Origin of the sequence: Lysinibacillus sp. NPDC093712 (assembly GCF_050280025.1) — a bacterium.
Taxonomy (GTDB): Bacteria; Bacillota; Bacilli; order Bacillales_A; family Planococcaceae; genus Lysinibacillus.
This window is the reverse complement of sequence record NZ_JBNNUU010000006.1, coordinates 185922-202850: the sequence shown is the minus strand read 5'-3', so window position 1 is coordinate 202850 and position 16929 is coordinate 185922. Positions and strand designations below refer to the sequence as shown.

At 36.4% G+C, this 16929-nt stretch carries 15 protein-coding genes; 9 read left to right on the top strand and 6 right to left on the bottom strand.

Going from position 1 to position 16929, the window contains the following annotated elements:
- Positions 1-574: 574 nt before the first annotated feature.
- The 3 genes from ACQKNX_RS20055 to ACQKNX_RS20045 all read right to left on the bottom strand — a co-directional run bounded on the left by ACQKNX_RS20055 (position 575) and on the right by ACQKNX_RS20045 (position 5791).
- Positions 575-2002, bottom strand: coding sequence for a serine hydrolase domain-containing protein (locus ACQKNX_RS20055; RefSeq protein WP_427430376.1), 1428 nt, complete (start codon positions 2000-2002; stop codon positions 575-577).
- Positions 2003-2692: 690 nt separating this feature from the next.
- Positions 2693-3634 (bottom strand): alpha/beta fold hydrolase, encoded by a 942-nt coding sequence (locus ACQKNX_RS20050; protein WP_427430375.1) that lies wholly within the window; start codon positions 3632-3634, stop codon positions 2693-2695.
- 57 nt (positions 3635-3691) lie between these two features.
- A complete protein-coding gene (locus ACQKNX_RS20045; RefSeq protein ID WP_427430386.1) occupies positions 3692-5791 on the bottom strand; it encodes a serine hydrolase domain-containing protein in 2100 nt (699 codons plus the stop codon).
- A 213-nt stretch (positions 5792-6004) separates the two neighbouring features.
- Between ACQKNX_RS20045 and ACQKNX_RS20040 the strand changes: the two genes are divergently transcribed.
- The 3 genes from ACQKNX_RS20040 to ACQKNX_RS20030 all read left to right on the top strand — a co-directional run bounded on the left by ACQKNX_RS20040 (position 6005) and on the right by ACQKNX_RS20030 (position 7441).
- On the top strand, positions 6005-6448 hold the full coding sequence (locus tag ACQKNX_RS20040; RefSeq protein WP_427430374.1) for a hypothetical protein: 444 nt from the start codon (positions 6005-6007) through the stop codon (positions 6446-6448).
- Positions 6449-6726: 278 nt separating this feature from the next.
- Positions 6727-7212, top strand: coding sequence for a DUF2975 domain-containing protein (locus ACQKNX_RS20035; RefSeq protein ID WP_427430373.1), 486 nt, complete (start codon positions 6727-6729; stop codon positions 7210-7212).
- Positions 7213-7222: 10 nt separating this feature from the next.
- A complete protein-coding gene (locus ACQKNX_RS20030; RefSeq protein WP_100546125.1) occupies positions 7223-7441 on the top strand; it encodes a helix-turn-helix domain-containing protein in 219 nt (72 codons plus the stop codon).
- Between the two features lie 147 nt (positions 7442-7588).
- Here the strand turns inward: ACQKNX_RS20030 and ACQKNX_RS20025 are convergent, their stop codons facing one another.
- Positions 7589-9034 carry an MDR family MFS transporter gene (locus tag ACQKNX_RS20025; RefSeq protein WP_427430372.1) on the bottom strand — a complete coding sequence of 482 codons (1446 nt, stop codon included), beginning with the start codon at positions 9032-9034 and terminating at the stop codon, positions 7589-7591.
- Between the two features lie 255 nt (positions 9035-9289).
- Positions 9290-9997 carry a DUF421 domain-containing protein gene (locus ACQKNX_RS20020; RefSeq protein ID WP_427430371.1) on the bottom strand — a complete coding sequence of 236 codons (708 nt, stop codon included), beginning with the start codon at positions 9995-9997 and terminating at the stop codon, positions 9290-9292.
- 365 nt (positions 9998-10362) lie between these two features.
- On the opposite strand from ACQKNX_RS20020, the gene ACQKNX_RS20015 reads away from it, so the two are divergent.
- The 5 genes from ACQKNX_RS20015 to ACQKNX_RS19995 all read left to right on the top strand — a co-directional run bounded on the left by ACQKNX_RS20015 (position 10363) and on the right by ACQKNX_RS19995 (position 14848).
- Positions 10363-10884 (top strand): GNAT family N-acetyltransferase, encoded by a 522-nt coding sequence (locus ACQKNX_RS20015; protein ID WP_427430370.1) that lies wholly within the window; start codon positions 10363-10365, stop codon positions 10882-10884.
- 615 nt (positions 10885-11499) lie between these two features.
- Positions 11500-12003, top strand: a complete 504-nt coding sequence (locus tag ACQKNX_RS20010) for a GNAT family N-acetyltransferase (protein ID WP_427430369.1) — start codon at positions 11500-11502, stop codon at positions 12001-12003.
- A 477-nt stretch (positions 12004-12480) separates the two neighbouring features.
- Positions 12481-13023, top strand: coding sequence for a cupin domain-containing protein (locus tag ACQKNX_RS20005; RefSeq protein WP_427430368.1), 543 nt, complete (start codon positions 12481-12483; stop codon positions 13021-13023).
- 257 nt (positions 13024-13280) lie between these two features.
- The gene (locus ACQKNX_RS20000) at positions 13281-14219 is read left to right on the top strand and encodes a ring-cleaving dioxygenase (RefSeq protein ID WP_427430367.1); all 939 of its coding nucleotides are present in this window, start codon (positions 13281-13283) and stop codon (positions 14217-14219) included.
- A 20-nt stretch (positions 14220-14239) separates the two neighbouring features.
- Positions 14240-14848, top strand: coding sequence for a flavin reductase family protein (locus tag ACQKNX_RS19995; RefSeq protein WP_427430366.1), 609 nt, complete (start codon positions 14240-14242; stop codon positions 14846-14848).
- A 106-nt stretch (positions 14849-14954) separates the two neighbouring features.
- Here ACQKNX_RS19995 and ACQKNX_RS19990 read toward each other — a convergent pair whose 3' ends face one another.
- Complete coding sequence (locus ACQKNX_RS19990; RefSeq protein ID WP_427430365.1) at positions 14955-15347, bottom strand: RidA family protein; 393 nt, start codon at positions 15345-15347, stop codon at positions 14955-14957.
- 453 nt (positions 15348-15800) lie between these two features.
- Between ACQKNX_RS19990 and ACQKNX_RS19985 the strand changes: the two genes are divergently transcribed.
- Positions 15801-16829 (top strand): AI-2E family transporter, encoded by a 1029-nt coding sequence (locus ACQKNX_RS19985; protein WP_427430364.1) that lies wholly within the window; start codon positions 15801-15803, stop codon positions 16827-16829.
- The last annotated feature ends 100 nt before the right edge of the window (positions 16830-16929 follow it).

The window sequence follows — 16929 nt, the reverse complement described above, 5'->3', positions numbered from 1 at the left end:
GGCAAAATTAAAACTGAGCCCGGTACAATACCGAACTCAGTTTACCCAAGCTGCCTAAATGAAATAACCGTGTCTAACTTTTAGGGGTCACTTCACAGTGTGTTGCTGTACCAGGGTTTTTGTTTACATTTTTTTATTATGGGACACAAAATATATATAATTGAATAGCCTTTATTACATTGATTGATTTACAATTCAAATTAAAAAAGAACTAATTATTATGAAGAGATTGATCATTTAAAACAAAATTCAAAGCAGGATTTATCTTATTCAACAAACGGGCCAGATTGTTGAATAACAGTCTTTTAAGAAATGTTACCTAACGACGCTTGTGCAAAAATAATATTGTTGTTTAATTTACAATAAAGTCATTTAAAAAATAATATAGTTGTTTAAAAATCCCTATTCCACGAACGGAGCAGATTAGTGGTAGCAACAGTAATTAGGTTTGACTGGGAAAATTGTCGATGATATTAAAAAAGACACCGAAGTGTCTTATGTTATTTAAATTAAGCATACCGATAAATTTAAATTTAATTACTTAACATTATGTTTATCTTGGGAGCGAGGTATTTTATCGGTGAGTGTATACAAACCATGTAATGCTTGCTGTTAATAATGCTGACGAAATCAAAGCTGTAAGAACACTATATGTTTGCCAAATAAGTGTCGTTGACCAATCGAAAGCACAGCACAGTATACCCAGGGCAATCGTAGCGATCAGGAAAATAATTGTTACGATTATTCTCTTTTTTGTCATTGGCTGCCGCTCATTCGTTTTCCTTCTGCGTAATCCTAAGAGAAATAGCAAAACGGCCAATAGGCAAAAAATAATTGTGATAGACGACAAAATAATATCCAAAAGCTGTGTGCTGCTTATTTCATATGACTGTGTTAGATTGCCGTCTAATATATCTATAACTTTTAGAACTAGGTTTATATTGGTATTTGCGCCGTTGCTTAGCAAGCAGACGGCTGTTCGTTCATTTGGCAGTATGACTACTTCGGTTCTGAAATTTGGATTGCCCCCAGTGTGTTCAATAATCGTTTGGTCGGCGTTTACCGACCAGCCTGCCGCATAATACATATCGTTGACAGCCGAAACAGACATATCACCCCTATGTGATTTTTCGATAACAGTGTGAAATATTTCGGGTATGTCCTGCACAATACCCATCTGTATACCCATCCAACGCGCCATATCTTTTGTATTAGAAATGATGTAGCCTGCGGGTTTATTCCCAGCATAATCCGGAGCTTTAAATGGAGTTGTCATAAAAAAGGAAGTACGGTAGCCCTGTGCTAACTGTCCAGTGGCTTGAGCATCTTCTTTATAAACATACGTCTGGTGAAGACCTAACGGCTGAAATACCTGTTCCCTCATAAAGTCTTCATAGCTTTGTCGCGACACAATCTCAATAATCAAACCCAATACGTCATAATTAACGGTACCATAGTTATACTGTTCACCGGGAGGGAACGCCAATTCAGCATCTACGAGCATTTCCACAGTCTTTTGCAACATATCCGGTGTATTGCCTTGTGGAATATTTTGAGTATGCCTAATATTTGTTAGACCACTGGTATGGTGAAGGAAGTCATTTAGTGTAAGGCTTTGCATATCAACAGGTTCCCCTTGATACTTTAACGTAAACCAAGGTAAATATTTTTGGACAGAGTCAGTCATTGAGAGGAGCCCTTGCTCTTCCAACAGCGTAATACCCATACCGGTAAAAGCTTTACTGACCGAGGCTAACTCATAAAGTGTATTTTCACTTGCAGACAATCCCTTTTCACGGTCTGCATACCCTGAAGAAAAGTAGAACACTTCATCATCAGCAAGTATTGAGATTGACATTCCCGGCACACCTGATATACGAGAGGCATCATCTAGCAACGCTTGTATTGCCGCAGATTTTGAATCTGACAACGCATAACTTTGTGTTGCGAATCCTGAGAATAATATAAATATCGTTAATACAAAAACAATAATCTTTTTCATAAACTCTCCTTTTTGAAAAATTATAAAAGAATAATATAAATAACCTACTTTTACAACTACTAAACTAAATTTTAATTTATCTTTCTATTCTATATAATATTAAGTAATTGTGAAGAGTTACACTTAAACGAACAGATGCGTTAGTTCAATAAGAAGTAAACAACTTTATTATTCATTTTTTAGTATTACATAAACAGATGGATGTAATTTGAAACAACTTTAAAGAGCCTTGCTGCGTAGAATGTAGTAAGGCTCTTAGCTTTTATTAATCAAAATTCAATAACTTTATTATCATTATACAATTCACGGGTAAAAATATAGTATGTTACTAAATTTTATTCATGATCGTTTGCGTCGGTTAGGTTTTTCCATTCCGGGAGATTTGAGGATTATGGGTTTTGATAATACGGAAGTCGCTCACTAGCTTGATTTGACAACTATTGACTATCCTGTTGTTCAGCAAGCTGAGAATGCATTTTCCATTTTGCAAAATAGGAGGAATAACACGAACAATGGACTAAATACTTTATCATACAAGTTAGTTGAGCGAAAATCGACTTAACGCAATATCTTTACTGGCTGCTTTGTTACTGGTGCTGTCTTACGTAGTGTTCTGTAATCTAAATAAAAAAAGAACACCTCATCCAAATCTATGGACGACGTGTCTTTTTTGATAGTGATTGATATCTTTTATTTTACTTCGTTCATAAATCTCCTGAAATTTTCAGCGATTTCTTTGGATCGGGTATGGTGCAAATAATGTTCTCCCTCGAAAGTCATCACTTTTCCATGCACTGAATCTTTAACTTGCTCTTCATGCAAGGGTATCCAGTCTTTCGTTTCGGTATCATTCGCTTGTAAGAAGAAAATCACAGGAAGATCTTTGGGGAAGGACAAGTTTTCAGCTGCTTTGAAATTAGGACCGAAGTTTTCGCCTTCATTCAGGTTGTTCGGATTAAACGTATTTTTGAGTGAAAGTATTCTAATTTGTTCTCTGGTTTCATCATCAACGTCGGGTGCAATCAGTTGATCAGGGGCCAGTTTCATTAACAATCGGTAGAATCCTGATTTATTAAGCAATTTGTACGTTTCGGTTGGAAATGGATCATCATTACCTCCCTGCGTTGGAACGCTGCTATCAATCCCGACAAAGGCACTTACTTCGTTTGGATATTTGTTCACATAGTCCAGTCCGTAAATTCCTGAAATGGAGTGACCCATGAGCGTGTAACGATGAATATTAAGCTGCTGTAATGCTTCATGAACTTCACTAACCATATTTTCAGTGGTACGCTCTTTTTCAGTTACGTCACTTAGTCCATAACCGAAAGGCTCAATGACGACGACTTTGTAAAATGGTGATAGCTCATCGATTAGCGGTTTAAAATCAAGGGCTGGAGCTGGTGTTCCATATCCGGGAAGTAATACGACCGTTTCTTCGCCTTTTCCTTGAATTAACACATTCATGTTTTTCCCGTCAACCGCTACAAACTGACCATAAGGTTTTATTTTCCCTTCCTCCGATTTGCTGCTAAATACATTTACAATAAAGACAGTAGCAATAAATAATGCAAAAGCGACAACTATGGCTCCGAATATTTTGAGCAAAATGATTAATATTTTTTTCATCATGATGGTTCTCTCCTGTTGAGTTCGTTTGCTGTACAGCCGTTTGAAACTCTATTCATTTTACTTTTTTAATGAAATTTCAAATGGGGAACCAGCCTCACCTGCAAATACAATACGGCCGTTTTCTGGTAAAACAACATCATTCTTACCGCTGACCACGCTGTGATTAATACAAATTCCATTCTGATCATAGACAGCAAAGGCTCCATTTGCAGGCAATTTCACTGTCATGACTTTTCCTTTCGCAGTAGCTGGTACCGAAAACCATTTGGCATATCCATCTGCTTGAATGGTTGTTGCGGATCGTTTACCCGAATAGATTGGTTTCACCATTTCCTCACTGGCAAATACATAACCTGAAAATGTAAGATACTCTCCTCCGTTCTTTTTGGAGAAAAGAATGTCCATCGTTTCTCGTCCGGCAGTACCCGGAATCTGCAATTGATTGGCTGCTTCGTTGGCTCCAATAATTTTATTATTGGACATATACCCTGGATTCTCTTTATTCATATGAATAGGCAGGATCGATGTAGCATTAAGATAGAGCATTGATGTGTATTTCTCATTCACCAGATAATATTTTTTACCATCGCGCTTTGCCCATGCAGCGTTAATCTCCTTGGGTAATGTATTGGCTTTGAGCTTCTCCGCATTATATTCTGAGAAAGCCACCTGTCCGAGTCCTGGAACGGAGATATAAGATCGAGACCACAGGTAGGTATTCCCATTTTTCTCCACAACGAATTTCAACTTTTCTGTACCATCATCACTCACAAAAGTACCATCTGATGTATAGGTGTATTCTTGAACCGGATTACTTGGAGCCGTGAGAGAGGAGACCGTCATTTGTCCAGCCTTATTTATTTTGATCTTCGTAACTGAATTATTGCCACCATATATTCCTGCAAACTTGGAGATTTCTTTAGGCATATCAGCCTTCATAGGTACACCAAATGATTTTTCCGGTTTCCGTTCTTTAATAATGCCCTTTTCTTCAAGTGCGCTAAGTAATAACTCACTCGCAATGAATTGATTGGTTATGCTTGCTCCGCCTGAAGAGATCACGGCTGCAGCCATGTTGTATTCCGGAAGTACGACTAGTGAAGAATGATAAGATAACGTATCTCCACCTTTCGTAACAGCCTTGATGCCGTAGTCACTGAATGGGAACAAGTCCACACTATCCCACCCTAATCCGTAAGACATAGAAGAATCACTATCCTCTGGCCACATGCCTCTTCTGTATTCTTTTTGCTCCATGGCTTCTACCGACTTGTTGGAAAGAATCCCTTTGACCTCTCCTGTGAAGATTTGCGAAAATTTCACCAGATCCTTAGCGGTGGAATATATGCCTCCTGAAGCAATGATATTATAATTCTCGTGTGGAAGCTGGCCTTTATACAAAGGAGAGTAGATTCCCGCCATTTCTCCCGTATTAACTATATCCTGTGGTGTTTTGGTATGATTCATTTTCAGAGGCTCTGTAAAATATTTGTGTATAAATGCCGTAAAGCTCATACCAGTGACTCTCTCAACCAGAATTTCAGCTAATGTAAATCCATCGTTAGAGTACACCGAATACGCACCTGGCTCTGCCATCAGATTCTGGGTCGCCAATTGATCCAAAAAGGTATCATGTGCATAGGTATCATTGTCCCCATACAGTATAGCACTACCGCTAGAGGTTCCGAGAAGCCCGGCCGAATGATTCAGCAACATACGGGGTGTAATCTGTTTGTATCGGTTATCTTTCATTGTAAAATCTGGCATATAGTCCACTATAGGCACATCCAAATCGATTTTGCCTTCGTCAACCAGCTTCATTACAGCGGCTGTAAGCATCATTTTACTGGTTGAACCAATGCCATAGATCGTGTTCGAAGTAAGAGGTACCTTGTCGTTTATATCGTTCTTGCCCGTTTGACCGGACACCATAATCTCTCCACCATCAATGAGCGCATATTGCAGACTCGTCGTACCGTACGTTTCGGATAGTAATTTGGCTTTTTCGATCACGGTGTTCTTCGTTGTCTCATACGTAGGGTTGCTGTTGTTATTCATGGCAGTCTTTGCGGCCATTGCAGACATTGGACCAAGTATCGTCAGCATGAGAGTCACAGCAGCTATAGTAATCCTGTTTCTTGCTGTCCTCATACTCATCTTCATTTTTGTTTCCTCTCTTGGCTTCACTCTCGTATCTACTCCTGTCTTCATCATTGTGTTAGACCACCTTAACGTAGGTGCTAAAGACAGTATAACTAACCAAGATGTCCTCCTAATGAATACAATATGAACGGAGGATGAACAGGCCAAAAAAGTTTGCATCATCACATGCAAGAAGGTTTATACATGGTGTCGTAGCCAAGATAAGGCATGAAATCCAATCACCCTGCAGGTGTTGTTGATGACAATTGGATTGAATTAGGAGACTTTAAAAAGCTGACAATAGAGAGGGCTAATATGTCGATTGTTATTTTGGAAAATAGCGAACGTTATAATCCGATGATAGTTCCAAAGACAGTAAATTTTCATATAGGCTCAAAAGAAGCGAACATTTACTTTAAAGGTTCTTTTGATACACAATTAAACTCTAATACACCAGAGGGGAGACAACTATTTTCAGTATTTAATTCTATTACTTCAGAAGCAGCGGATGCTGATGGAAGTTGGACGCAAGTGGGATATGAGGCTTCACTAATTGACGGTGGAGTTACATATGTTATTGATGTATCGGGAAAATACACACAAAGTGGTATTATTTCTACACAAATAATTACATTAACATTCCACTGTAATATATATGGCGGAATTAGTTAATTAAAAGTCTATAATACGTTCTCAATTGTAAGTTTGGAAATGAACTAAAATGCCACGAATGCTGTTAACTCAATGTTTCGTGGCTTTTCTTTAAGAGTAGAAAACTTGATCCATTAGCTAAGGGTCTAGTTTTTTATTGCGATTATTTTAATCAATGTCAAAATTAAAAGGATAATTAAATAACAAGGACAATACCATGAAAAACAATCTATATTTATTGTGAAACGATAAATATTATGTTAAATTTATTTTGTCATTAAATAACTGAGGTGCTTACTATGAATGTTAAACGAGGTTCAACGACTTTTTTAAAGGTATTTATTTTTCTGGCTGGAATTGCAGTTCTTGCTTTATGTATATTTTTGGTGCCCCATATAGCGAATTTCGCATCGAAATTGTATCCAAATATTTCACCGATGAAATATCTCATTTTCATCGTAATGTATGGAGCGGCTGTACCTTTTTACGTTGCTCTTTATCAGGCCTTTAAACTTTTACGGTACATCGAGGAAAATACAGCGTTCTCGGAATTATCTGTAGAAGCATTAAAGAACATTAAGCGCTGTGCGATTATAATCAGTAGTTTGTATATATTGGGTATGCCACTCTTCTCTTTTATAGCAAAAAAAGTAGATCCGCCTTTTGGATTTATAGGGCTTATTATCATTTTTGCTTCGTTCGTAATCGCCGTTTTTGCTGCTATCCTCCAACGGCTTTTACAAGAAGCGATTAACATAAAATCAGAAAATGATTTAACGGTCTGAGGTGAATGATATGGCTATTATTATTAATATAGATGTAATGTTAGCAAAGCGGAAAATGAGCGTAACGGAGCTTTCGGAGAAGGTTGGAATTACTATGGCAAATCTTTCTATTCTAAAAAATGGGAAAGCAAAAGCAGTTCGTTTTTCAACATTAGAAGCGATTTGTAAAACTTTAGATTGTCAGCCTGGTGATATTTTGGAGTATAAAGGCGATGAAGATACCCAATAAAAAAAGGCAATAAATTATAATGAACGGTTGTTGATAGAAAATTTAAGGGATAGCTTAATTGTCTCCCTTCAAGTGTTTTTATTGATGTCACCTGTTTAACTAAAAAATAAGCTATAAAGAGTAATCTCTTTATAGCTTATTTATTCATTATTTATGCTCGCTCACTAGCTGAGCTGCTGGCTTTAAAAAGAACCAAACAATTAACAACGTTATGAGTGCTAATATAAAAGTTCCCATATAAATAAAATGTACACTAGAAGCTAATGCCTCTTGCGATTTGGTTACGATATTTGCTGTAGTTCCTCCATGTCCACCAGATGAAACGAGATCAAGGTGTTGAATACCATGTGCATGGATCATCGTGTTGAAAAGTGCCCCGAAAACTGCAGCTCCTAATGTTTGGCTAAACGTATTAATAAATGTATTTAGGCCAATTGCTGTCCCGCGTGTTTGATTGGTTACAGCTGTTTGAATCGTTACCATGTAAATAGGTGAAACAAGTCCCATTCCTAATCCGAATAATCCGACCCCTACATAAATAAGGAACGCTAGGGAATCTGTTGACAATGTAAATAATGTAAAGGCAGCAACTGACAGAACGCTAACCCCAATTAGGATGATTTGTTTCGTATTTAAGCGTCCAACTAATTTACCTGAAAAAATAGTCCCGACTGTCCACATAACAGGAAGCGGCATTAAAATGAGTCCGGCATCTGTCGCGTTTTTTCCTAATACACCTTGGCTCCAAATTGGTAGATACATCGTAATACTAATAAGCATTGCACCCGAAATAAGTGTTAGGATATTAATAATAGATAATGTACGGTTAGAGAAAAGTGCTAGCGGAATTAATGGTTCCGGAGATTTCTTCTCAATAAATAAGAAAATAATGAATGACACAACTGCAAAGAGTAACAGACCTATAATTGTCATGTCCCCCCAGTTGTTCTTGCTGCTACCTGTTAATAACGCGTATAGTAGAGCAATTGCACTTAATGAGAAGACTGTTGCTCCAAGATAGTCGATATGATGCTTTGCGGGCTTAATAGATTCTTTGTAATAAATGACAATCATTATACAAGCGATAATTCCAAATGGTACGTTTAAGAAGAAGATGTAGCGCCAAGAAAGAGAATCAACTAAAAATCCGCCAACGAGAGGTCCGATAACACCAGAGATACCCCAAACGGCACTAATCCACCCCTGTGCTTTTGCACGGTCTTTCACTTCGCTATATAAGTCACCAATAATGGTCATAGTTATTGGCATAATAGCGCCAGCGCCTAGACCTTGAAGGGCACGAAAGACGATGAGCTGTTCCATCGATGTCACGACACCGCAAAGAGCAGAGCCAATTAAAAATATTGTAGCCCCGATAAGTAAAACTTTTTTTCGACCAAATAAATCCGCCAGTTTCCCGTATATTGGAGTCGAAACAGCAGTGGCAAGCATATAAATTGCATAGACCCAACTAACGAGTTCGACGCCCGATAAATCACTTGTTATACGGGGAATTGCTGTACTAATAATTGTTCCTTCTACAGCAGAAAGGAACGTCATTAACATTAATGACATAATAACTTTTTTTCTCATGTTTTTCCTCTAACTTCCATCTTGTAAAATTTATTCAATATATAACTTACCTTTAATTCTTCCAAATAACAAATCTATTTAACTTGTGTAAGATGAATAGCCTAACTGTAGACAGAAATGTTCTACGGAATAAACGGGTGGTTTTTATTAAATCATATTAACTTTAATTGAATCTTCGGCATTGTTAAATCCAAATATCTACTACTTTAGTATACATTTTGGTTTAGATTAAATTGTAGATTGTGTGTACCGTTTTTAATTCACTTTTCGTATATCGTTATTGGTATCCGCATAGGTTTTGATGAAAAATCCGTCAGTCTCTGACCATTCCGCATACAAAATATCTTGAATAATAGTATAGCCTTCCTTTCGCAGTTCATCGTATAGCCATTTCTCTGACTTGCCCGTGTATTTTAAGATCTCTTCGTTGATTTTTCCTTCATCTACATAAAGGAAATTAATTGACTCGTCTTTTGGCTTTAAATTGAGCATGGATGGTGTGACCATATCGAATTTAGCATATTTTTTTAAGCTGACAGTACCACCAGGCTCCAAGTACAAATCACAAACTTCCCGCAGTGAGAATACCCCTTGTTGCCGTAACATAATGCGCAATTGCTCCATTTCCAAGTGATTCGCTTCTAGTTCTTTTAAGTTGAATTCGCCATTTTTGATTAAAATCGACGTTTCCCCTTTCAGAAGAACCCTTAATTTATTGTAGCGCTGTGATGAAATTTCGATAATAAATAACATTACTCCCCATACGGTCACTGCGAACCAGACATGAAGCGGTGAAATTTTGTTATCATAAATGCTTTCTTCCAATATGCCACCAAGTACAATGGAATAAATAAAATCAAAGGGGGTGAGCTGCGATATTTCTTTTTTGCCCAACAAACGCGTCACAATTAATAAAGCTATAAATCCAAAAAATAACTTCGAGCCAATATTTACATATGTCATAAATCCAACTCCTCCACATATTTTATTTAAATTTTTTTAAGCAAAATGAGGATACGAATGACGTATCCCCTCTGGTAGTAGTCCAATTCATAATTTGAGAGCCTATAGCGCTCACGTAAACTATGCAGGATATTAAATTGATTTCAAGCAGACACTAAAATTATTGATTCAAACTTCGCTAATTTTCCTCTCCTAGCAGTAGTGTCCTATACCCGTTCTGTGGAAAATCCCAACCTCTGAAGCGAAGCATTAGTGGTTTCTTTGTTCAAAATTTCACCATAAGGAATCGTTTACCAATTATTAATAAGTTATAATATTCATATAATTTAGGTTTCTTAATTAATTAAATAGAAAAGGAAGAAATTATGAAGATTGAAAAGGGAACGGAAAATAATATCGAGGAAATTGAATCTTTATATAATGATTTAAATGATTATCTTGATGCGCATATAAATTACCCTGGATGGAAAAAAGGTGTCTATCCTATAAAAGAAACGGCAGTACATGGTATACAGGAAGGCAATTTATATGTGATGAAAGATGAGGAACATATTGTTGGCACTGTCATATTAAGACATGAGCAAGAAGCAGCTTATTCTAAAGCTAATTGGTATCATGATTTCGATGATGAAGAAATATTGGTTATTAACACTTATGCTGTACATCCTACATATCTTAATAAAGGGATTGGAACAAGACTTATGGATTTTATTATTCAACATAGTAAGGAAATGAACATAAAAGCTATTCGTCTGGATGTATATGAAAATAATAAACCAGCTATAAAACTTTATAGAAAATATGGTTTTGAGTATATTGATACCATTGATTTAGGATACAGCGAATATGGTTTAAATAAATTTGAACTTTATCAAAAGCTACTATAAATTCAAGTTTTAATGAGCAGTTAGTCTATACAGAGTAACTGCTTTTTTTACTATGAATGTAATTTAACATTGCAATCCTGAAGCTACCTTATTTTTATTGTGTTCAACTAAAGACAGTTAAAATAATAAATTGACAAATATTATCATATGATTTAAAGTAACGAATAATTGAATGGAGGAGATTCTATGCGGGTTTTAAAGCGTCTACTATCAACAACTACACATCATCATATCCATTAGTCTTGCTATCATTAATTTATTAATAATGAATAGGACGACTATTTCTCATGAAATCGTATAACTAAGCCGATGTTGGAGCTTATGTTTGTACGGTTTTTTATTTTCTTAAAAACAAAGGAGAGGCGACGATGAAGAAAATGGGTGATCAAAATGTTAGAGGAACACAAGATTATTACCTGAGCATTAGCTTATTCGTCGTAAAATTCGCCGCACATAATGAAAAAATTAAGAAAAATGATGAATAAAGCGAATCGTGACAACATTCCATTTGTAATTGTGTTAGGAGAATAAGAAGTTACGGAAAATCAATATGTTGTAAAAAACATGGAGACCGGAGAGACCGCTAGTAAAATAACAGACGTAAGGGGATATACTATGGAAATTCGTATTTTAAATAAATCAGATGCTCAGTTGTATCAAGAAGTTCGATTAAGTGCATTACAAATCAATCCAGAGGCATTTGGTTCAACATATGAGCGTGAAGTAAACTTTTCATTAGAAACTATAGCAGAGCGATTAGAACCAACGAACGATAAATTTGTCCTCGGTGCTTTCAATAACAGCAATTCGTTAGTTGGAATGGTTACTTATATGCGCGACAGCAGTGTGAAAACTCGTCATAAAGGAAATGTTTTCGGAATGTATGTAGCACCTGAAGGAAGAGGTCAGGGCGTAGGGAAATTACTTATGCGTAAACTAATAGAAAAGGCAAAAAGTTGTGAAGGGTTGGAGCAAATTAAGTTAACAGTTGTCTCTGACAATATGTCAGCTAAAAAATTATATATGTCTCTAGGCTTTAAAGTGTACGGAGTAGAACGGAATGCCCTTAAATTTAATGGACAGTATTGTGACGAGGATTTGATGGTTTTACATATGTAGGTGCTCCAAAAATGAGATGAATTATTCCTCGAAGTACTTTGCTCTAAAGTGGGCACAGTATTTGTGTGTTTACAGCAGCAGGAAAATGAAATACTAGATTCTTTTTTTGGTTTTGTAGTCATTTACTATAATAGAGCTATTTTTACACAACAAAGGGGGAGAATGAATTGCATCTCATTTTAGAGAACGTAAAAGATTTAACATTATTAATAATAGTAATTTCAAGTTTTATTTATCGTAGACAACTGAAACTAACGAAATGGAAAAGGAAGCTTTCGAATGGCGAAATGGTAATATACTTACTTACCTCAATCGCACTTCCTATCTATGGGATTCTTTATTGTGTTCAGCTTTTTGGGACGTAAAAGGTAGGATATTTATGCTTTCACTGATTATACGGGGACACTTCCTACAATTGGGTACATTTCACAAACAGAAGCATAGGATACTTTTATAATCTGTGAGAGGATTGAGAAAATGTACTATGTTCCTTATTATATAAATGTCCCAATGTATAGCTATGGTAATCAGTCTATTCACTGGCCTGTTCCTCATGAGGTAGTCCTTGCAAATCAAGCTGGCTACGGTAATCACAATCAAATGACAACGGATTTTGGACAAAAACCCTTTGTTGTTAATATGGAGGAGGCAACTAAGCTCAATAATACGTACCGTACTGCTATATGGACAGGAGAGCATTTGCAAATTACATTAATGACTGTAAATGTTGGTGACGATATTGGTTTAGAGGTGCATCCTCATGTCGATCAGTTTTTATATATTGAACAAGGGCAGGGGGTTGCTCAAATGGGTGCTAGTAAAGATCATTTAAGCTTTACTAGAAATGTCTATGATGATTATGCCATTGTGGTCCCTGCTGGAACATGGCACAATGTAACCAATACAGGGAATGGGCCATTAAAGCTGTTTTCAATCTATGCGCCTCCTAACCACCCATTCGGAACTGTTCATGCTACGAAAGCAGATGCAGTGGCAGCGGAAGATGGTTATGGTCATTAGCAAATAATAATTATGAATGATAGGCAGAGTTGCTGATATATTGCAACTTTGCTATTTTTTCATGCCAAGAAAAACGATTGTTGGCAGGGCGATTGACGAAATAAAAAATAACGTGTTATAATTATCTCGAATTCAAGATAAATTAATTCGAGATAATAATAAAGGGTTATAAATTGTTCTTTGTTAGAAGTTTGAAGTAGCACATAGTTAGAAACTATAAAGAGTAAGCAAATTATTTATGAAGGAGAATCGTCATTATGAGCAAACATACTGAAGGTATACACCATATCACAGCAATTGTTGGGCATCCACAGGAGAATGTTGATTTTTATGCAGGAATTTTAGGTTTACGCTTAGTAAAAAAAACGGTCAATTTTGACGACCCAGAAACATATCATCTTTATTTTGGTAACAATGCTGGGAAACCGGGTACCATTATTACATTTTTCCCATGGGCAAACGCTTATAAAGGACGCATCGGTGATGGGCAAGTAGGCGTTACAACATATGTTGTACCAGATGGGGCATTGCCTTTTTGGATTAATCGTCTTGCGAAATTTTCTATTCCATTCAAAAAAGTCGAACGCTTTGGAGAGCAAGTCGTTCAATTAGATGATCCACATGGACTTCATATTGAATTAGTAGCACGTGCAGAAGGCGATTTAAATAATTGGGCATTTGGCGAGGTTACACAAGAGGTTGCAATCAAAGGCTTTGGTGGCGCAACACTTTATTCAAGTCGTCCACAAGAAACAGAGAAGGTATTAACAGATGTAATGGGGCTTGAAAAAATAGCAACTGAAGGCGAATATGCACGCTTTAAATCCAGTGCCGATATCGGAAATATTATTGACTTAAAAACTGTACCGGGCATACGTGGTCAAATGGGTGTCGGAACAGTCCATCATATTGCTTGGCGAGCAAAGGACAATGCAGATCACTTAGAGTGGCAAGAGTATGTAATGAAGCGTGGGCAACATGTAACGGAAGTAAAGGACCGTAATTATTTTAACGCTATTTATTTCCGTGAAGCAGGTGAAATTTTATTTGAAATTGCGACAGATCCACCAGGATTCGCACATGATGAAACACTTGAAACAATGGGTAGTCAATTAATGTTACCATTGCAGTATGAGCAACATCGTGAACAACTGGAAAGAACATTAATACCAATTAAAGTTCGGTCGGTTGATTAATAAAAAGGGGGACGAATCTTTTGATTTCGATTGATCCTAAGAAAAATACAGAACGTGAAAATTATAAATTATTAACTGGTAGTATTATTCCGAGACCTATTGCTTTTGTGACGACAAAGTCAGAGCAAGGTGTTCTGAATGGCGCACCGTTTAGTTATTTTAATATCGTATCAGCAAACCCGCCGATGATTTCGTTAGCAATTCAAAGATCGAAAGGGTACTTAAAAGATACTGCTCGTCATATTCAGTATCAAGGGCAATTTGTTGTGCATATTGTAGATGAAGATAATGTTAGCCAGGTTAATGAAACAGCGGCTACGTTGCCTGTAACTGAAAGTGAAATTGAAAGGGCCAACTTTACAGTGATAGACAGTCATTGTATTAACGTTCCTGGTGTTAAAGAGGCGAAAGTTCGAATGGAGTGTCGCTTAGTACAGACAATCCCCTTGCTAAATGGGGATGAGCAGACAGGTGATTTGTTTATCGGTGAGGTCGTACAATTTCATTTAGATGACGCCATTTATTGTGAAGGAAAGATAGATCCAAGAGCACTAAAGGCAGTTAGCAGGCTTGCTGGATCGAGTTATGCAAAAATAGGAGATTTTTTTGAAATAGAACGTCCTATATAGTCAGACAGAAAAGTTAATAAAAGAAGATATGCTTGTGAATGGAGCGTACGAGGAATCAACGGACCTCCATTCATGAGCAAATACCCTTCTTCAACACTTACCTCTATTATTTCATTTCCTGACATGCCCAAGCATCAATCTCTACCTTGAATGCTGGCGCAGCAAGTGCAACTACATACAACATCGTCATACATGGGACGTGATCGCCAAAAAAGTCATTCATCACTTTTTTTCTTTCTGTTGAGTCAAAATCCCCAACTAAGTAAAAAACCACTTTTGTTAAATCATCAACAGTCATGCTAGCACTTTCGAGATTTTTTTTAATATTGTTAAGTGCTAATTTCAATTGAGCTATTGGATTTTCAGGCACAGTGCCATCTACTGCCATCCCTATTTGTCCAGATAATGTTAGCCATTTATTTGGACCCGTTATTTCAATTTGGTGAACGTAAGGAGCAACAGGTGGATGAATTTCCTTGGGATTTCTTGAGATTTTCATATAATCAATCCTTATCTAGATGAATTTAGTGAAACTTCTAAAATTTCGTACGAATATTAACATAAAAACGTTATTTAGATGCTGTTTACCAAATAAGTTGCTTTGGATATCGCAGTTTATAGGGTTATAATAGAATTAATAAAATTCAGGCTTTAACGCTGGTATAGCTTTCAATACACTATGATTAATAGTATTGTCTTTCATTTTAATTCGAAAAGTGTAAAAAATCTATTGTATATGGATTTACTTCTTGGATTAGAGATTGTTATGAGCAAGATAACGCCATATCGTTATATTTTATGGGAAATAGAAATACTGTTCTATTTTTTAAGCTCAAATAATGACATGAAAATTATATATATTGATGACTAATTTATTGTCTGCTTGCTTAATATTATTATATTTTGTAAGTAGGCAGTTGAGGCGAAGCTGTTTTGTGGAAGGAGCGAATGCATGAGTAATTTTTTTCGAAGTAATGGATTTAAACGTTTTATTATTCTAGCTGGGATCGCTGTTGCATTATATTTAATGCGCAGTATGATTAACCTTATTCTTCTCACATTCATTATGACCTACTTAATGAATGAGCTCTCTACTAAGGCGACTAAAGAGTTTAGACGTATTGCGCCAATCAATGAAAAAGCGATGATAGTTGCGCTTTATCTTCTACTTGTTGCCGGGATAATTGCTGTCATCTATAAGTATTTGCCAGTTGTGACCCAACAGATTACACAGCTTTTTGATTTGATTGCAGCTTTTAATCTCAATCCGAATGATAACGAGATTGCGAGATATTTAGCTCCGACATTTGAGAAGATTGAACTCGGAAAATATTTAGAGCAAGGCGTAGACATTACGCTTAAAAATTTGACGAACATTGGTAAAGTCATTTTGCACGTTTTCATCGCGCTTATTTTGAGTTTGTTCATTCTTCTGGAGAAGAAACGAATTATTGAATTTACTGCAAAATTTAAAGATAGTAAAATTGGTCCGCTTTACGATGAGTTAACGTATTTCTCTAGAATATTTATTCGTTCCTTTGGTAAAGTAATTGAAGCGCAATTTATCATTGCTGCTGTAAATTGTGTTTTATCTGTTATAGCGCTCTCTATCATGGGCTTCCCACATTTAATTGCACTCGGAATAATGCTTTTCATCTTAGGTTTAATTCCTGTAGCAGGGGTTATAATTTCATTGGTTCCACTTAGCATTATTGCCTATAGTATTGGTGGCCCGATGTACATTGTCTACATACTTATTATTGTAGTGGTGCTACATTCGATCGAGGCATATTTCTTAAATCCAAAGCTTATGTCTGCCAAAACGAATCTCCCTATTTTTTATACGTTTATCGTAATCCTATTCTCTGAGCAATTTCTTGGGGTATGGGGGCTAATTATCGGTATTCCGTTGTTTATGTTCCTGCTCGATGTTCTAGGTGTCACGTCATCTGATGAAGAACCTAAACATTCTGTAGTATAAAAGTAAATAAGTAAAATCCTAAAAAGGAAGCATCGCATTATGCGTATGCTTCCTTTTTAGGGTGCCAGGCACTCAAACAATTTCCATATGACTTACCAAG

Excerpts from the sequence above, each read along its gene's own strand:
- ACQKNX_RS20025 (WP_427430372.1), bottom strand. The coding sequence starts at position 9,034 with ATGAGAAAAAAAGTTATTATGTCATTAATGTTAATGACGTTCCTTTCT.
- ACQKNX_RS20010 (WP_427430369.1), top strand. The coding sequence starts at position 11,500 with ATGGAAATTCGTATTTTAAATAAATCAGATGCTCAGTTGTATCAAGAA.
- ACQKNX_RS20015 (WP_427430370.1), top strand. The coding sequence starts at position 10,363 with ATGAAGATTGAAAAGGGAACGGAAAATAATATCGAGGAAATTGAATCT.
- ACQKNX_RS20020 (WP_427430371.1), bottom strand. The coding sequence starts at position 9,997 with ATGACATATGTAAATATTGGCTCGAAGTTATTTTTTGGATTTATAGCT.
- ACQKNX_RS20055 (WP_427430376.1), bottom strand. The coding sequence starts at position 2,002 with ATGAAAAAGATTATTGTTTTTGTATTAACGATATTTATATTATTCTCA.
- ACQKNX_RS19985 (WP_427430364.1), top strand. The coding sequence starts at position 15,801 with ATGAGTAATTTTTTTCGAAGTAATGGATTTAAACGTTTTATTATTCTA.
- ACQKNX_RS20000 (WP_427430367.1), top strand. The coding sequence starts at position 13,281 with ATGAGCAAACATACTGAAGGTATACACCATATCACAGCAATTGTTGGG.
- ACQKNX_RS20035 (WP_427430373.1), top strand. The coding sequence starts at position 6,727 with ATGAATGTTAAACGAGGTTCAACGACTTTTTTAAAGGTATTTATTTTT.
- ACQKNX_RS20030 (WP_100546125.1), top strand. The coding sequence starts at position 7,223 with ATGGCTATTATTATTAATATAGATGTAATGTTAGCAAAGCGGAAAATG.
- ACQKNX_RS19990 (WP_427430365.1), bottom strand. The coding sequence starts at position 15,347 with ATGAAAATCTCAAGAAATCCCAAGGAAATTCATCCACCTGTTGCTCCT.
- ACQKNX_RS20050 (WP_427430375.1), bottom strand. The coding sequence starts at position 3,634 with ATGATGAAAAAAATATTAATCATTTTGCTCAAAATATTCGGAGCCATA.
- ACQKNX_RS20005 (WP_427430368.1), top strand. The coding sequence starts at position 12,481 with ATGTACTATGTTCCTTATTATATAAATGTCCCAATGTATAGCTATGGT.
- ACQKNX_RS20045 (WP_427430386.1), bottom strand. The coding sequence starts at position 5,791 with ATGAGTATGAGGACAGCAAGAAACAGGATTACTATAGCTGCTGTGACT.
- ACQKNX_RS20040 (WP_427430374.1), top strand. The coding sequence starts at position 6,005 with ATGAAATCCAATCACCCTGCAGGTGTTGTTGATGACAATTGGATTGAA.